Genomic DNA, 15,868 nt, shown 5'->3' with positions numbered 1-15,868 from the left:
TGGCGCATCATGGGCGACGTGGCTGCGGGAGTTTGGTCCCGCAGCCGCCCGCCTCACTCCGCCGCTGCGGCGTGCCCGAGCTCCACCACCTGGCGCTCGAACAAGCCGCGATAGATGCCTCCCGGCTTGCCCGCGAGCGTGGCATGAGTGCCCTGCTCGACGATCTCGCCGCGGTCGAACACCAGGATGCGATCGAGGCTGCGCACCGTCGACAGCCGGTGCGCAATCACGATCGAGGTGCGGCCCTTCATCAGCCGCTCCATCGCCTGCTGAATCAGCGCCTCCGATTCCGAATCGAGGCTCGAGGTCGCTTCGTCCAGGATCAGCACCGGCGCGTCCGCGAGGAAGGCGCGCGCCAGCGCCACGCGCTGCCGTTCGCCGCCCGACAGTTTCACGCCGCGCTCGCCGACCAGCGTGCCGTAACCCTTCGGCAGGCGCAGGATGAAGTCGTGCGCGTTGGCCAGCCGTGCCGCCTGCTCGATCGCCTCGAGGCTGGCGCCGGGACGGCCATAGGCGATGTTCTCGGCGAGCGAACGGTGGAACAGGATCGGGTCCTGCTGCACGATCGCGATCTGGCTGCGCAGCGATTGCTGAGTGGCCAATGCGATGTCCTGCCCGTCGATCAGCACGCGACCGCCGGTGACGTCATAGAGCCGCTGCACCAGCTTGACGAAGGTGGTCTTGCCGGAGCCGGAGCGGCCGACCAGGCCGACACGTTCACCGGCCAGGATCGTCACCGAGAGCCCTTCATAAAGCGGCGCGCGATGGCCGCCATAGTGGAACGTCACATCCTCGAACACGATCTCGCCGCCCTCGATCGCGATCGGCTGCGCACCGGCCGCATCGGCGATGCCGATCGGCTCGGCATGGATCGCCACCAGCTCGTCCATGTCGTTGACCGAACGCTGGAGGTTGTTGATGTGCATGCCGACGTCTCGCAAATAGGCGTGGATGATGTAGTAGCTCGTCAGCACGTAAGTAACGTCGCCGGGCGAGGCGTGCCCGTACATCCACAACAGCACCGAGCCGCCGATGACTGACGCGCGCAGGCACAGCAGCAGTGTCAGCTGCGCCATGGCGGTGTAGTTGTAACGCAACCAAGTCCGCCGCACCCGCACGCGCCAGCGACTTACGACACGCGCCAGCCGCGCATCCTCGCGCAACTCGGCGCCAAAGGATTTCACAACCGGATTGCACGTAAGAGCGTCCGCCAGCGTACCGCCGACCTTGGTATCCCATGCATTGGAAACGCGGGCAGCCGGCGCGATGTAGCGCGTCGAGAACACGACGGTGATGGTGACGTAGAAGATCGCGCCGAGCGCGATGACGGCACCCAACGAGACCCAATGCAATCCGATCAGGATCACCGACCCGATCAACACCAGAAGCGACGGCGCGAGCGCCATCAGGATGGTGTCGTTGAGCAGGTCGAGCGCCCACATGCCGCGCGTGATCTTGCGCACGGTGGAGCCGGCGAAGGCGTTGGCGTGCCAGTCGGTGGAGAAGCGCTGCACGCGCTCAAAGGCTTCCTGGGCGACCTCGGACATGATCTTGAGCGTGAACGGCACGATCGCCTGAAGCCCTGTCAGCCGCAGCACCACGGAGGCTGCGCCAAGCGCCACGATGGCGCCGAAAGCCATCAGCGCCGCATGCCGCGCATCGGGATCGGACGGGCCGCGCGTCAGCGCATCGACCAGCCGGCCCGAGAATACGGGCATGAAGAGGTCGGCGATGGTGGCACCCAGCAAGCCGCCGGCCACGATCAGGCCCCGTCCCGGTTGCTTCAGCCAGTGCCGGAACACGAAGGGCAGCACCAGGCGGATCGCCGCGGGCTTATTGGACGAAATGGTCATGACATCATCCGGCCGCTTGGCGGGCCGGCTCCATCGATGGACGCAGAGCGGCCGCGAGGGCCGAAACGGCGTCACCTGAAGTTAATTTGACTTCGGAAGAAAAAACGATCGGAACGCGTGGTCTGAACCCGGGTCCAATCGAAGCTGGCGGAAGAGGCCTCTAGCAGGCCGCGTACATCCCGAACCAGGCGATCATCGAGCGCGGGCGTGCGATCTGCGAATGCGACGAAATCATGCAAATCTCTCCCCGGTTCGAATGAATGAGGCGCGCTTTATAGATGTGCGTTTTGCGGTTTGCAACGGGGCCCGCGCGAAATCACGGATGAGTGTTGCAATTTGGTCGGCGGGCGCGATGTTGCAGCGACGCCGTCGCCTCAATTTTTGCTGTCATGCCGCGGCTTGTCGGGGCAACAGTACGCCGCGGCGTCCCGGCTCGTCATCACGGTCTCGGCGTACTGGGTCGCCCGGTCAAGCCGGCCCGCCTAATGCGCGTCGCCGCCGCCGGTCAGCGAGGCAGGCTTGTTCAGCAACGTCACCAGCAGGCTGAGGCCGAGATAGAACAGCGTCAGCAGGAAGAAGGCGTCGCCGAAGCTCATCACCACGGCCTGGCGGTGCACGAGCTGGGAGAGCTGCTTCATCGCCATCAGCGTTGAATCGCCGAGCCCCTGGAATTTCTGCATGAACATGGTCAGGGTTTCGGTCGCGGTCGCATTGCCCCAGGTCACGCGCTCCTGGAGGCGGGTGATGTGCAGATCGGTGCGGTCGTTCAGCACGGTGTTGATGACCGCGAGCCCGACCGCGCCGCCGAGGTTGCGCATCAGGTTGAACAGGCCCGAGGCGTTCTTGACGCGCTCCGGCGCCAGCGTACCGAGTGCGATGTTGTTGGTCGGCACCATCGCGAACATCATGCCGATGCCGCGCAGGATCTGCGGCACCAGCAGCTCGTAGAAATCGTAGTCGCGGGTGATCCAGGTCATCTGATAGGAGCCGATCGCGAACACGATGAGGCCGAATGCGATCATGTAGCGCATGTCGAGCTTCGTCATGAGCCGTCCGACCAGCGGCGCGACCAGGAACATGGTGATGCCGGAGACGAACATGGTCTCGCCGATCATCAGCGCGCTGTAGCCGCGCACCTCGGCGAGATAGCGCGGATAGATGTAGGTCAGGCCATAGAGGCCGATGCCGATGCAGAACTGCAGCAGGCAGCCAATCGCGAAATTGCGATCCGAGAAGGTGCGCAGATTGACGATCGGCTCAGCCGCCGTGAAGACGCGCCAGAAGAAGGCGATTGCCGAGATGGCGCAGATCCAGGCGCAGATCGCGACCGACGTGTCCTGCATCCATTCATATTGCGGGCCTTCCTCCAGCACGTATTCCAGGGTGCCGAGAAAACCTGCCATGAACAAGAGGCCCCACCAGTCGAAGCGGTCGAGCAGCTCGAAATGCGGCTCGTCGAAATCGACCAGCGCCAGCACGCCGATGGTGATGCCGATGCCGGGCACGACGTTGATGAAGAACAGCCAGTTCCACGACATCAGATCGGTGATGTAGCCGCCGACCGTCGGCCCGATCGTGGGTGCGAGGGTTGCGACCAGTCCGATGATGGGACCGACGATGTGGAATTTCGAACGCGGAAACACGGTATAGGCCGAGGCGAACACCGTCGGGATCATGCCCGCGCCCAGAAATCCCTGCAGTGCACGCCAGAGGATCATCTCCTCGATGGTGGTGGCGAAGCCGCAGAGCAGGCTCGAGGCGGTGAAGCCGGCCGCCGAGATCGCGAACAACAGCCGCGTGCCGAAGGCGCGTGACAGGAATCCCGACAGCGGGATCGCAATCACCTCGGCGATCAGATAGGCGGTCTGGACCCAGGAGACTTCGCTGGAGCTCGCCGACAGGCCCGCCTGGATCTCGCTGAGGGAAGCAGAGACGATCTGAATGTCCAGGATCGACATGAACATCCCGAACACCATGATGATGAACGCGAACAGCCGCTTCGGCGCGATGCGCTCCGAATCTTGGGCCGCCATCAGGGCAGGTGAAGCAGTCGTGGCGTTCGCCATAGTCGTCCGACCTCGCAGCGCAGGGAGCGCGATTTACTGCGGATGGATCGCGGTGGGATCGTCGAGGTCGACCTCGCTGTCGGCGTCGGCCGCGCCCTTGTTGGTGTCGACGGTCGCATAGACCGACATGCCGGCACGAAGCAGGTTCTGCTTCGCCACCGACTTCGGCACGCGGATGCGGACGGGCACGCGCTGCACGATCTTGGTGAAATTGCCGGTGGCGTTGTCGGGCGGCAGCAGCGTAAACACCGAGCCCGCGCCCGCCGCGATGCTGTCGACGACACCATTGAACTTGCGCATGCCGTAGGCATCGACCTTGATCGTCACCGGCTGACCGGGACGGATGCGCCGGAGCTGCGTTTCCTTGAAATTGGCGTCGATATAGACGTTGTCGAGCGGCACGACATTGCCGAGACGCTGCCCGACCGCGACGAAGTCGCCGGCACTGACCAGACGGTTCGAGAACGTGCCGTCGACCGGTGCGCGTACCGCGGTGAAGCTGAGGTCGCGCTCGGCCTTGGCGAGCGTGGTCTTGAGCTCGGCGAGCTGGGCCTGCGCTTCGGCCTGCTGCGCCTTGGCGACATCGACATTGCTGATTGCAACGTCGTAGGCGGCCTGCGCGGCCTTGACCGCAGCGGCGCCCTGGTCGCGTCCGGCTTCCGAGCTCTCGAAAGTGGCGCGCGAGGCAAAGCCCTTGTTGCTCAGTGCCTGCTGGCGCTCGTAATCGAGATCGGCGCGCTTGAGGCCCGCCTGGGCCGAAACAAGCTGCGCCTTGGCCTGCGCCACCTGGCTGTCGAGCGCGGCGACCTGTCGGCCGATGCGATCGATTGTGGCCTGCTGGGTTGCGATCCTGGTCGCGGCGGCATCGACCGCGATCTTGTAGTCGCCGTCGTCGATGCGGAAGACGATGTCGCCGGCGCGCACGGTGGTGTTGTCGCCCGCGAGGATCGAGGCGATGTGGCCGGCAACGCGCGCCCCCAGCATGGTGTTGTTGGCGCGGACATAGGCGTCGTCGGTGGAAATGTAGAAGCGACCGACCAGCGTGTAGTAGCCGGCATAGCTCGCGGCGGCGAGCGCCAGCACGAGGCCAACGCCCATCAGGACGAATTTGCGTTTGCCGGATTTGGGAGCGCCGGCGGCCGGTGCGTTGGGCGCTGGTGCGGCCGGCTTGTCGGTCACGGGTTTCTCCGGCGCCTCGGCGGTGCGGCGCTTGGCTTCCTCGGCCGATTGAGAGCGCAATTGCTCGGCAAGGGGCACAGCGTTCTCGATCGCGGCACCACCGTCCGCGTGATCCTCCACCGTTTCGTGGCGAAGGACGCGCGCAGCCTGGTCTCTCGATACGGCCATAAAGGCCTCCCCAAAAATAGCGCGAGCAAGGAGAGGCCGGCCTGCGGCCCGATCCTTCTCGCCAATTCAAATATCATTGACCGAACGGTTCGGTCAATATACATAATTTCTCGGCCGGACCCTACTGGCGAGAATCCTTTATTCGGGTTTCATGGCCGCCGAACCGACCCCGAAACCTTCCGAGACCCTGAACCAATGGTTGTAGCCGACCGCGATCATCTCCACGTCATCCAGGAGGAGGACGGCTCCAAGCGTCGCCAGATCCTGGACGGCGCCCGCAAGGTATTCATGGATCTCGGTTTCGACGGCGCCAGCATGGGCGAGATCGCGCGCGCGGCGCAGGTCTCCAAGGGCACGCTCTACGTCTACTTCGCCGACAAATGCGCGCTGTTCGAAGCCATCCTCGAGCAGGAAGCGCTCCAGCACGGCCAGGTCGTGTTCAATTTCGATCCCGCGCGCGATGCCGAGACCACGCTGAAGGAGTTCGGCCTCGCCTACATCCATCTGCTCTGCCGGCCCGGCGGCGGATCGGCGATCCGCACCGTGATGGCGATCGCCGAACGCATGCCGGATGTCGGTCGCCGCTACTATGCGCGCGTGCTCGACAAAAGCATCAACCGTCTCTCCGCCTATCTGCAGGCCCGCGTTGGCTCTGGCGATCTTGAGATCGACGATTGCGACCTTGCCGCCTCGCAGTTCATGGAACTGTGCAAGGCGTCCCTCTTCCTGCCGTTCGTCTTCCAGGCCGCGCCCGCGCCGTCGGAGGAGCGAATGACCGAGGTGGTCAACAGCGCGACGCGGATGTTCCTGGCAGCATATCGGGCGAAGTAGCTGCGCGTTGCGCGGACGGGCGGGGCCGCACTATATTTGCGGCCATGTCCCGTGACCTCCGCCCGCCCGTCGATATCCTCCACTACGAAATCGTTCAGGAGCAGGCCTCGGCGCTTGGACGGATGGGCCACGCACTCGAACAGGCACTCACGCGCCTGCGCGAGTTCGATGCCGCCCACGAGCTCTCGGAGCTGCCGACCTCGAAGCAGACGGCGAGGCGCAAGCTGGTGATGGAGGCCGGCCAGGCGCTCTGGATGCTCGTGGTGCAGCGGGAGGCGTCCGGCTTGCGCGACAGCCGCCATATCATGCGCACCTACAACGTCCCGGGCGAAGTGCAGCGGTGCATGGGGCTGGCGCCGGCGATGTCCGGATCGAAAATGAAAGAGGAGAGTTCGCGCTAGTCGATCGCCTGCCTCCTCAGCGCCGCGAGATCATTGACCACCATCTTGGTTGGACCGGTCGAGATGATCCCGTCATCCTGAAGGCGATTGAGGATCAGGCTGATCGACTGCCGCGTCGCGCCGATCATGCGCGCGAGGTTGGCCTGCGTGATACGGCCGAGCGAGATCGGGCCGCTCTCATCCTGTGCCGCGTTCTCGCACAGTTTCACCAGCAGCAGCACCAGCCGTTCCGCAGCCTTCTGCCCGGCCAGCGTCTGCGCCAGCATCGAATAGGTTTCGCCTTTGAAACCGAGGCACTCGATCAGCGCAACCGCAAAGGACGGGGACTGCGCGATCAGCCGGCGGATCGCATTCTGGTCGAGATGCAGCGCTTCGACGCGGCCGAGCGCACGCGCCGACCAGCTATGACGGTGATCACCCAGGATGTAGGGGGCGCCGACGAAGTCGCCGCCCTCCCAGGTCGCCAGCATCAGCTCCCGGCCCTGCGTGCCGGCATGGGTGCTTTCGACGATGCCGGCGAGAATGACATGGATGCCGTTCGCCGGCTCGCCCTCCCGCAGGAGATATTCGCGGTTCTGGTAGGTGGCCAGCCTGCCGGTGTGCATCACCAGGTCGAGATCGGGCTTATCCAACGCCTTCAGCACGTAACGTCCAGCCCCGGCCTTTCGCAGCTCGGCGCACGGCTCGCCTGGATCGGCCACCTCATGCGCATGACCGCGCTCCACCATCGGTCTCCCCTCGAGTGACGGCTCGAAGGCTAGGAGGTCCCGGATCGGATTGCAACGCGGCGCAAGTGCTCATGGCTCGGGCGCTGCCTCCATGAACGTGCAGGCGAGGTCTGCGAGCAAACGCTCCCGACCGGCCGGTGCCAGGAACGTCACGCCGTAGGGAACATCGGCCGCGGTGATCCCGTTCGGGACTGCGATCGCAGCGAGGCCGAGCGGATTGGCATAGTTGGTGTAGTAGCCGTTGTTGAAGTTGGCAGTCAGCGGATCACGCGTGACGTCGGCTATGCTCAGCACGGTGCCGACAGTCGGCACCACCAGCGCATCGTGCACGGTCCAGAAATCGCGGAGGCCACGCTGGGCGTCCTTGACGGCGTAGAACGCGCGATAGGCGTCAGCCGCGGAGAATTTCCGGCTGCCGAGCACGAGATCGCGTACGATCTTGACGCCGGCATCGGGATGGGCGTCGAGAAACGCGCCAACCGAGACATCCCGCTCGGCGAGAAACGGGCCGAAGAACATCAGATCGTTGATCGAGCTGAACGGGGAGAAATCGACCGGATCAACGGGCAGATCGAGCCGTCGCAGCCTGCGCAGCGCGTCGCCGAACAGCTTTTCGGTCTCCGCATTGCCGAAGAATTTGAGCTGGTCGGATCGTGGCGTTGCGAGTTTGAACGGCCTGGACGGAGGCGTCTGCTCCGCCCAGCCGGGAAATTCCGCAGGTGAAAAGGAATCCGCGGGATCGCGCCGTGCAAGCACACGATAGACGTTGTAGCCGTCGCCAGGCTCGCGTGTGTAGAGCGAGATGGTGTCGAAGCTCCGGCACGCATAGACCATGCCGCGTTGGCTGAACGCCCCCGGCGACGGCTTGAAACCGGTTACGCCACAATAGGACGCAGGCACCCTGCCCGACCCGCCGGTGTCGGTGCCGAACGCGAAGGACGACGTGCCGGTTGCGACCGACACCGCCGCACCCGAGCTGGAGCCGCCAGGAATGTAGTCCGGATTGTGGGGATTGCGTGCAACGCCATAAGGCGAACGGACACCGACGAGCCCGGTCGCAAACTGGTCCATGTTGGTCTTGCCGACATAGATCGCACCAGCCGCGATGGCGTCAGCCACCACCGGACTCGTCTCTTTCGCCACATACGCGAATTCCGGGCAGGCGGACGTGGTTTGCTCGCCGGCGACATCGATGCAATCCTTGACCGAAAACACGAGTCCATAGAGCGGCAGCCTGTCCATCTCGCCAAGGCGCGCATCGAGCGCGCGCGCAGTGGCCATGACGCTCTCCGGTTCTGCCGTCGATATCCAGACGCCGCTCTGGTCGGCATCGGCCAGGCGCGACAGCACATGCGCGGCGACGTCGGACGGCTTGAGCGCACCGCGGCGATAGTCTGCGCGGAGATGACGAGGCGAAATATCCATATCGGTTACGTGCTCATGAACAGAACGTGCCGGCGGGACAAGCCCCGCCGGCAGCCGACCTCTCAGCGGCCGACCACCTTCTCGAGATAGGCCGGCTGGATGAAGGCTTCGAAGTCGGCGCGCGGCAGCAACTTCGGAAGACGCTCCTGCTTCGCCAGAAAGTCGGCAGTGGAAACCAGCGTGTCGACGAACTTGCCCTTCTTCGCGGTCGTGCCGAGATACTCCTCGGTGAGCTGCTTGTTGCAGGGGACCATGCCGGTGCCCTTCATCATCCGCGTCGCATCGGGAAGCGGCAGCGACAGCTCCTCGGCGATGATCTCGGCGGTCTTCTCCGGGTTCTTCAGCCAGAAATCGATTCCCTCGCATTCGGCCTTGATGAACTTCTCGACATAGGACGGATATTTCTCCGCGAAGGCGTTCATGACCACGCCGATGTCCCAGGTCGGATAGCCGCGCTTGGTCATCTCGCCCGAAGTGATGAGGATCTTGCCGCCGTTCTTGACGGCCTTGTCGAGGTTCGGCTCCCAGAACCAGGCGGCATCGATGTCGCCGCGAAGCCAGGCGGCCGCGATGTCCGACGGCGCGAGATCGATGATCTTCATCGAGGCGGGATCGACACCCTCGTCCTTCAATGCCTGCAAGAGCAAGTAATGTGTCGTCGAGCCGAACGGCGCGGCAACCGTCTTGCCTTTGAGGTCCTTGAGCGAGGAGATGTTCTTGTCGGTGCGCACCACCAACGACTCGACATAGTCGAGCAGATTGATCACCAGAATGCCCTTGATCGGCAGCGCCCGGGTCGCGCCGATCGCCGTCGGGGGATTGCCGAGGCCGCCGAAATCGACGTCGTTGCCGGCGATCGCCCGCAGCATGTCGCCGCCGCCGCCGACCTTGACGTACTTGATGTCGACACCTGGCATTTCCTTGGCGAGCAGGCCGAGATGTTTGGTCACGAGCTGCGCGTTCACCAGGTTGAGATAGCCAACGGTCACCTTGGCCGGCTTGTCCTCGGCGCGAGCGGGCGCCGTGAACGCAAAGGCAGCGAGTGCAAGCGTGGCAAGTTTCTTCATCATAGAGGTCTCTCCTCGATCGGGATTAGGTTCGGGACCAGGGCATCAAGAGTTTCGCGATGCTGCGCATCATCAGGTCGAGCACGACGCCGGTCAGGCCAAGCACGATCAGGCCCATGATGACGACATCGGACAGCAGGAATTTCGCGGCGTCCCAGATCATCCAGCCGATGCCGGCGGAGGCCGCGACGATCTCGGCCGCGACGAGGACCGTGTAGGTAAACCCGAGCGAAATCCGCATCCCGGCGAGAATCAGTGGTCCCGCCGCAGGCAGGTAGACGTGAAAGAGCAGATGGCGCCTGTTTGCGCCGAGCGATTGGGCCGCGCGCACGTAGACGGGATCGACACTGGTGACGGCCTGGATCGTCGAGATCACGACACCCGGCAAACCCGCAAGAAACAGCAGCGACAGTTTCGAGCTCTCGCCAATGCCGAGCCACATCACAAGCAGCGTGTAGAGTCCGAGCGGCGGCAACGGGCGATAGAACTCGATCAGCGGATTGAGCAGCGCACGTGCATTCTTCGAAACGCCCATGACGACGCCGAGCGGAATGCCGATGAGACAGGCCAGCGCGAAAGCCACGAGGATACGGTAGAGGCTGGCGCCGAGGTGCTGAAGCAGCGTGGCGCCCTGGTAGCCCTTCGTCATGGTCTTGACGAACGCGGCCCACACCGCCTGCGGCTTCGGCAGAAACAGCTCGTTGGCCCAGCCCATCTCCGTGACGATGGCCCATGCGGCCAGCAGCACGGCGACGGTGAGCGTCGACAGCAGCATCGATCGCGAAATTGTCGGCGGCCGCCAACTGCGCCGCTGCGTGCGATCGGCCGACATCGGGATTGCCATGGGGGTTGCCTCGACGCTCATGTGCGCACGCCCAGGAGCTGCATGATGGTCAGTGCATAGATCCGCGTCGCCATCACCGACTTGGTGATCGAGATGTTCTCGTTGTCGACCGCCCAGCCGTCCTCGCCCGGACCGAATGTCACCGCGTTGATGCCGGCTTCCCGGAATCGTATGGTGTCGTTGAAAGCATTCTTGCGATTGACGCCGGGCTCGCGGCCCATCAGGCGCTTGTAGACGGCGCGCAAGGAGCGGCAAGGCTCTTCCTCGACCGGCACCGGCTCGGTCGCGTTGACGAACAGCGAGCCGGGCACCTGGCGCACCCCGAGCTTGACGTCGTTGACGCCCGCAAACGTCAGCTGTCCGAGACGCTCGATGTCGGAAATCACGCTTCCAAGCGTCATGCCCGGCACGATTCCGACCACCGCGAGCGTGATCGTGCAGGCATCGGGCGAGAACTGCATCTCGCCCGGCAGGCCGCCGCGGATGCGCACCACCGAGCAGCAGGGCGGCGTGTGTCCCATGAACTTGCTGGGCACATGCGTGAACGCCATCTCTTTCAGCTGTGGCAGCAGCTTCGCCGCCTCCATGATGGCGTTGACGCTGATGTCGGGCCGCCAGATATGCGACTTGATCCCCTCGACCGTGACTTCGATCAGGCAATGGCCGGAATTGGCCACCGAAAGGTTCATGCCCCATTCCCCGGCAGCGTCGCCCCAGGCGGTAGGCTCGGCCGTGATCTCGTAGTCGGCGGTGAGGCCGACCTTGTCGAGCATGTAGATCGAGCCCTCGGTGCCGTTGCGCTCCTCGTCGACGGTGTAGCAGCACATCAAGGTGCCATCGAACTTGACGCCCTCTTCGATCAGGGCCTGCACGGCGAGCAGCGATGCGGCAAGGTTGCCTCGCGTATCCGACGTGCCGCGCGCGTAAAGCAGGTCGCCATGCCGCGTCGCCTTGAACGGATCGAAATCCGTCATGTGCCATTTCTCGGGCTCGACCGCCGGATAGGTGTCGAGATGATCGTTGAGGATCAGCGACGGCGCGCCCTCCCGCCCCTTCAAGACGCCGAGCACATTCGGCCGGTGCGGCTGCGCACTGTGCTTGGTCACCTCCATGCCGAGGGCTTCAAGCTTGCCAGCGACCAACATCGAGATCGCCTCCTCCTCAGCCGGCGGCAGGTCGGGATCGAGCGGATTTCCGGAACGCGGCTGGCCGGTGCGGATCAGTTCGGCTGCGAGGTCGAGCCACCGCTCCTCCGTGATGCGCGACAGCACGCGCTGCTCGAGATCGGAGTAAGGCAAGGTGACAGACATCTGCATGACGGGTTCCGCTGGCTCACAGCGCCGGCTGCGCTGTTTCGTTTCAGACCCTTCATTGCAGCGACCGTGCCAACCGCCGAGCATCGCCACGACGGCGCGATTCGCGATTACAATTCAACGGCTTGGAGGAAAATGCGGACCATGCAAATATTTGCGCGGCAGATGCGGTTTGCCGAAGAGGCAGCGCCGGATGGGCAGCCGGGCCTCAGCCGGCAGTTTGCTCGGTCCGCGCACGGCCGCCCCGGCCAAGGCCCTATTGCGGCACCGGACGGCGAGATCGATTTGCATATGCGGATGAGGCAGGCGGCTGACGGTGGACGTCAGGTGATGCGATCGCGGCCCGCTGAGCGAGGCGTGTGGAGGACACTGCCCCAAACATCGATTCGCTCATCCGGGCTACCGGCAAGCATGCCGCCTAATCGTCGGCGTAGTCGTCTTCCTCGCGCTTGCGCGTCGCGCTCTTGCGCGCACCGACCGAGCCGGTGACTGTCGTTTCGTGCGCATTGGCATAGGGGCGACGCGACTGCGCGCGCGAGGCGACCTCTTCACCGGAAACGGCGGCGGGCTGGCAGATCAGGCGGCGGCTGGCGCGGCGCATCAGATCGACGTGGATGTGGTCGTAGTGATAGACGTTCGACCCCGGTGCGAGCACGGTGGTGAAATGCGCGCAGGCGCCAGACTGCACGTCGCGCAGGAATCCCTGCTCCTCCGGCATGCCGCGCCAGCCGTCCTTCACGGTGACGCGACGACCATCGGCGAGCACGAAGGCGGCAATGTCGAGCGCGTTGCCGAAGGCGTGCTCGGAGATGTGTGAATGCGGATTGCCGTTCATGCCGCGGCATGAATAGGCGGAGATCTGCTTGATCTCGGCCACGCGGACGCCGAACCAGCGCATCGCCGACGGCTGCACCGTGTCGGCGAGCCAGCGGTCGAGCTCGGACACGATGGGACAGGCGAGCGTCGCGGTCGGCTTGATCGCGACCGGACCGACGGCCGTGACGGGATTGCCCTGCGCGGGCCCAAGGCGCGGCGGCGGCTGGGCGGGCGCCTGAGAGTAAGGTGCCGGTCGCGCCGGATAGCTCGGCGAATTCATGTAGCGCGCCGCGCCCGCGGCATCGGTGCCATCGGGCGGCAGGTCGATCTCGTCCTCCTGCGCCGCCACGCCCGGCGCGTTCAGCGACACCGGCCCCGACGACGCGCCATAGCCGGCGGGCTGCCGCACTGCGGTCTCAGGATAGTTCGACCGTTGCGGATAGGACGATGCCGGATAATTCGATCGCGGCTGCGTCACCGGCCAGCGCGGCTGGCCGCCGACGCTGCCCGGCGGTCGCAGTTCTTCGTCGGCAAAGCCATAGCTGCTCGAGGCTTCGCCGATGGCGGCGACCTTGAGCGGAAACTCGGCGCCGCACATGCCCGGCCCGGAGATCGGGTCGATGCGGACGAGGTCCGGCCCTTCTTTCACCGCGCCCGATTTCAGGCAAGCAGCTTCAGCCTCGGCCCGCCACGGTTCGCGTTCGGCCTGGAAGAAGCCGCGTCCACAACCCGCTAGCGAAACAAGGACGATGGAGCCGACGAGATACAAACGAACTCCGCGCGTCATGCACGCACGTTGGGTGAATTTACTTAAAGACTCTTCAACACGTTGATTTCAGGGTTCTTTAACCATACGGGCTCGCGAGCGCCCGAACCGGCCGTTACCCGAGCGACAGCAGGGCTGACTTTTTCGGACAGAGACTCTCTGTTAACCATGATACTTGCGCGCAAAACGGCGTGCGTGGCGGGGAGACCCCAGGAGCAACGTCATGACGTTCGCCGGGAGACTAAGCGTTGCCACTGCGTATCTCGCCATGGCCTTCGTCGGCGCTATCGTGCTCGGCATGATCTAGCAACGACGATCGACCAGATCCCGCCACGGACTGCGCGGAGCTACGACCGCGCTCCACTCCCTTGGCGCGAGGTCGTGACCAACTGCTCCCGCGGCTCCTCGACCCGCGTCCAGTCGTTGCCGGAACACCAGAAGCGGCCGATCGCACAGGCTTCGACACGGAGCTTGCCGAAAGACGTCAACGTCATCCTGCCGTAATAGGTGCTGCCGCTGGAGCGGCTATAGATGCTGCCGGTCCAGACGTCGTGCGTCTTGGGCTTCATGTTGATGAGCACGCTCTCACCCCGGTCGGAGGCTTCGGTGAGCGCAAAACCGCAAAGCGCAGGTCCACAGCGTTCGATGCGAACGGTGCCCTTGGCACCGGTGCTCTCCCATTCGCCCAGCGGCGAATAAGCCGGCTCCTCGTCGCTGCGCTGTGCGATGGTCGTGCCCTGCTTGATCTCGGACTTCGGAGCAGCGACAGGCGGCTCCATCCGCGGCGGATCGAGCGTTACAATCTTCGACGTATCGACGCGCTGCATGTCAACCCGCGGCGGATTGGGGCTCGGCGGTTCAATCCTTGACGCCTCGGCTTTCGGCGCCGGCGGAGGCAAAACGGGCTGGGAAGTCGTGGCGGCAAGGACGGGCGCCGGCGGCGACGCTGGAGGAGCGGCGACAGTCACTTGCGGTGGCCTGACGGGAGCGATCGGTTGCGGCGTCTGCAGGACCGGAGCGGGCGGCGGGACCGGGGCCGTGCCGACATCATCCGTCGTCCGCAGGCTGCGGCCGGAAATCGAAACACAGAAACTGGACCGGCAATTGCGTGGTGGATCGACACGGAACCGGTGGCCGCCGATGGAAAAGGAGTGGGAGCCGGCCTGGGCCGCCGGAGCACTCGCCATCAAGGCGATCGCCGTGCCAAGCGAAATCAAAAGCCGTGTCATCGGAGCCCTCCCCTCTGTGTCGAGACGAGATTACGCGGGATGCCCTCTGGCGGAATGTGCGCTGCCTCACCCAGCGACGGCGGCCCCTTGTGATGTCTATCACGGAAGGCGCGACCAGCCGGGCGTAGGGTCGAACCACGTTTTCATCCACCGGCGACACCAGTCCATATCGGGATCGCGCCATTTTCGGAGGTTGTCATGAACAAGCTCACCATCGCCGCCACCGTGCTCTTTCTGGCATCGACCGCCGCTGCCCACGCCGGCGGCAATACGATCTCTTTCCAGATCGAGGGCCAGCACATCCGCATCGAAACGCCGCGCAACTGCGCCTCGCTCAACTGCGTGACCATCGTTGCACCGGGCCTGTCGGACAAGCCGATCAAGCTGAACAACATGAACCTCAAGGGCCTGGGCGGCTCCAAGGATGATGACATCGACAACACGCCGGCTCCGGCGACTACGACCGCGCAGCCCGCACCGGCTCCTGTGCAGCAGCAGCCCGTGCAGCAGGTGCCGGTCCAGGCGACCGCCCCCGCGGTTGCTCCTGCCGCTCCGGCGACAACGGCTGCCGCCGCGCCGTCGGCCGGCTTCGACAACACGCAGCCCGCGCCCGTTGCGGCTGCTGCCCCCGTCGCCGCGCCCGCTCCCGTCGCCGCTGCTCCCGCCCCGGCTCCGGTCGCCGCCGCGCCGGTGGTCGTCGCCAATACGCCGATCGGTGTCTGGGCGACCGAAGAGAACAAGGGCAACGTTCGCGTCGAGCAGTGCGGCGCCAATCTCTGCGGCTACGCCGAGAAGACCAATCAGCGCATCCTGATCAACATGAAGCCCGAAGGCTCGAAGTGGAGTGGCCGCATCCACGATCCCGACTCTGGCCGCAATTACGACTCGACCATCGCGATGAAAGGCCCGAATGCGATGCGCGTGCAAGGCTGCGCCTTCGGCGGCATGTTCTGCGGCGGCCAGACCTGGAAGCGCGTGAGCTGACACGCCGAGCGCGTCATCCCAATACTCGCACACTCTTCGTCATGCCCGGGCTTGTCCCGGGCATCCACGTTCTTCGAAGCGCGCATCAAGGCGTGGATGGCCGGGACAAGCCCGGCCATGACGATGTGGAGATATCCGGCTCCACGACAGCACCGTTTCACCGTTCGTGCTCCCGTACGACACAATGTTCATCCGCCA

At 64.8% G+C, this 15,868-nt stretch carries 13 protein-coding genes; 3 read left to right on the top strand and 10 right to left on the bottom strand.

Features of this window, described 5'->3' with window-relative positions:
* Positions 1-53 precede the first annotated feature (53 nt).
* The 3 genes from JQ580_RS18395 to JQ580_RS18385 all read right to left on the bottom strand — a co-directional run bounded on the left by JQ580_RS18395 (position 54) and on the right by JQ580_RS18385 (position 5,266).
* On the bottom strand, positions 54-1,853 hold the full coding sequence (locus JQ580_RS18395) for an ABC transporter ATP-binding protein (protein ID WP_212281458.1): 1,800 nt from the start codon (positions 1,851-1,853) through the stop codon (positions 54-56).
* Between the two features lie 482 nt (positions 1,854-2,335).
* On the bottom strand, positions 2,336-3,919 hold the full coding sequence (locus JQ580_RS18390) for a DHA2 family efflux MFS transporter permease subunit (RefSeq protein WP_212281457.1): 1,584 nt from the start codon (positions 3,917-3,919) through the stop codon (positions 2,336-2,338).
* Between the two features lie 33 nt (positions 3,920-3,952).
* Positions 3,953-5,266, bottom strand: coding sequence for an HlyD family secretion protein (locus JQ580_RS18385; RefSeq protein WP_212281456.1), 1,314 nt, complete (start codon positions 5,264-5,266; stop codon positions 3,953-3,955).
* A 195-nt stretch (positions 5,267-5,461) separates the two neighbouring features.
* Here JQ580_RS18385 and JQ580_RS18380 point away from each other — a divergent pair, with 195 nt between their 5' ends.
* Positions 5,462-6,097, top strand: a complete 636-nt coding sequence (locus JQ580_RS18380; protein ID WP_212281455.1) for a TetR/AcrR family transcriptional regulator — start codon at positions 5,462-5,464, stop codon at positions 6,095-6,097.
* 44 nt (positions 6,098-6,141) lie between these two features.
* Positions 6,142-6,498, top strand: a complete 357-nt coding sequence (locus JQ580_RS18375; protein WP_212281454.1) for a DUF6665 family protein — start codon at positions 6,142-6,144, stop codon at positions 6,496-6,498.
* Here the strand turns inward: JQ580_RS18375 and JQ580_RS18370 are convergent.
* From JQ580_RS18370 to JQ580_RS33845, 7 genes are all read right to left on the bottom strand, one after another.
* Positions 6,495-7,226 (bottom strand): Crp/Fnr family transcriptional regulator, encoded by a 732-nt coding sequence (locus JQ580_RS18370; RefSeq protein WP_249134250.1) that lies wholly within the window; start codon positions 7,224-7,226, stop codon positions 6,495-6,497. The genes JQ580_RS18375 and JQ580_RS18370 overlap by 4 nt on opposite strands.
* Before the next feature lie 69 nt (positions 7,227-7,295).
* Entirely contained in the window at positions 7,296-8,651 is a 1,356-nt protein-coding gene (locus JQ580_RS18365; RefSeq protein WP_212281453.1) for an amidase family protein, read from the bottom strand.
* 62 nt (positions 8,652-8,713) lie between these two features.
* The gene (locus JQ580_RS18360; RefSeq protein WP_212281452.1) at positions 8,714-9,721 is read right to left on the bottom strand and encodes a taurine ABC transporter substrate-binding protein; all 1,008 of its coding nucleotides are present in this window, start codon (positions 9,719-9,721) and stop codon (positions 8,714-8,716) included.
* Positions 9,722-9,743: 22 nt separating this feature from the next.
* Positions 9,744-10,583, bottom strand: coding sequence for an ABC transporter permease (locus tag JQ580_RS18355; protein WP_212281451.1), 840 nt, complete (start codon positions 10,581-10,583; stop codon positions 9,744-9,746).
* Positions 10,580-11,878: a M20 family metallopeptidase gene (locus JQ580_RS18350; RefSeq protein WP_212281450.1), complete on the bottom strand. Its 1,299-nt coding sequence runs from the start codon at positions 11,876-11,878 to the stop codon at positions 10,580-10,582. The genes JQ580_RS18355 and JQ580_RS18350 overlap by 4 nt, the downstream gene beginning before the upstream one ends.
* A gap of 415 nt (positions 11,879-12,293) precedes the next feature.
* Positions 12,294-13,478, bottom strand: coding sequence for an extensin-like domain-containing protein (locus JQ580_RS18345; protein ID WP_212281449.1), 1,185 nt, complete (start codon positions 13,476-13,478; stop codon positions 12,294-12,296).
* Between the two features lie 326 nt (positions 13,479-13,804).
* Positions 13,805-14,284, bottom strand: coding sequence for a DUF2147 domain-containing protein (locus JQ580_RS33845; protein ID WP_249134249.1), 480 nt, complete (start codon positions 14,282-14,284; stop codon positions 13,805-13,807).
* Positions 14,285-14,884: 600 nt separating this feature from the next.
* Between JQ580_RS33845 and JQ580_RS18335 the strand changes: the two genes are divergently transcribed.
* Complete coding sequence (locus JQ580_RS18335; protein ID WP_212281447.1) at positions 14,885-15,670, top strand: DUF2147 domain-containing protein; 786 nt, start codon at positions 14,885-14,887, stop codon at positions 15,668-15,670.
* Positions 15,671-15,868: the final 198 nt, after the last annotated feature.

The sequence above is a fragment of the Bradyrhizobium sp. SZCCT0148 genome (genome assembly GCF_018129985.1).
GTDB lineage: Bacteria > Pseudomonadota > Alphaproteobacteria > Rhizobiales > Xanthobacteraceae > Bradyrhizobium > Bradyrhizobium japonicum_H.
Note: the sequence above shows the minus strand (reverse complement) of the source record. Positions and strands in the feature narration are given on the sequence as shown.

Excerpts from the sequence above, each read along its gene's own strand:
- JQ580_RS18350 (WP_212281450.1), bottom strand. The coding sequence starts at position 11,878 with ATGCAGATGTCTGTCACCTTGCCTTACTCCGATCTCGAGCAGCGCGTG.
- JQ580_RS18395 (WP_212281458.1), bottom strand. The coding sequence starts at position 1,853 with ATGACCATTTCGTCCAATAAGCCCGCGGCGATCCGCCTGGTGCTGCCC.
- JQ580_RS18355 (WP_212281451.1), bottom strand. The coding sequence starts at position 10,583 with ATGAGCGTCGAGGCAACCCCCATGGCAATCCCGATGTCGGCCGATCGC.
- JQ580_RS18380 (WP_212281455.1), top strand. The coding sequence starts at position 5,462 with ATGGTTGTAGCCGACCGCGATCATCTCCACGTCATCCAGGAGGAGGAC.
- JQ580_RS18365 (WP_212281453.1), bottom strand. The coding sequence starts at position 8,651 with ATGGATATTTCGCCTCGTCATCTCCGCGCAGACTATCGCCGCGGTGCG.
- JQ580_RS18390 (WP_212281457.1), bottom strand. The coding sequence starts at position 3,919 with ATGGCGAACGCCACGACTGCTTCACCTGCCCTGATGGCGGCCCAAGAT.
- JQ580_RS33845 (WP_249134249.1), bottom strand. The coding sequence starts at position 14,284 with ATGCAGCGCGTCGATACGTCGAAGATTGTAACGCTCGATCCGCCGCGG.
- JQ580_RS18375 (WP_212281454.1), top strand. The coding sequence starts at position 6,142 with ATGTCCCGTGACCTCCGCCCGCCCGTCGATATCCTCCACTACGAAATC.
- JQ580_RS18370 (WP_249134250.1), bottom strand. The coding sequence starts at position 7,226 with ATGGTGGAGCGCGGTCATGCGCATGAGGTGGCCGATCCAGGCGAGCCG.
- JQ580_RS18385 (WP_212281456.1), bottom strand. The coding sequence starts at position 5,266 with ATGGCCGTATCGAGAGACCAGGCTGCGCGCGTCCTTCGCCACGAAACG.
- JQ580_RS18345 (WP_212281449.1), bottom strand. The coding sequence starts at position 13,478 with ATGACGCGCGGAGTTCGTTTGTATCTCGTCGGCTCCATCGTCCTTGTT.
- JQ580_RS18360 (WP_212281452.1), bottom strand. The coding sequence starts at position 9,721 with ATGATGAAGAAACTTGCCACGCTTGCACTCGCTGCCTTTGCGTTCACG.
- JQ580_RS18335 (WP_212281447.1), top strand. The coding sequence starts at position 14,885 with ATGAACAAGCTCACCATCGCCGCCACCGTGCTCTTTCTGGCATCGACC.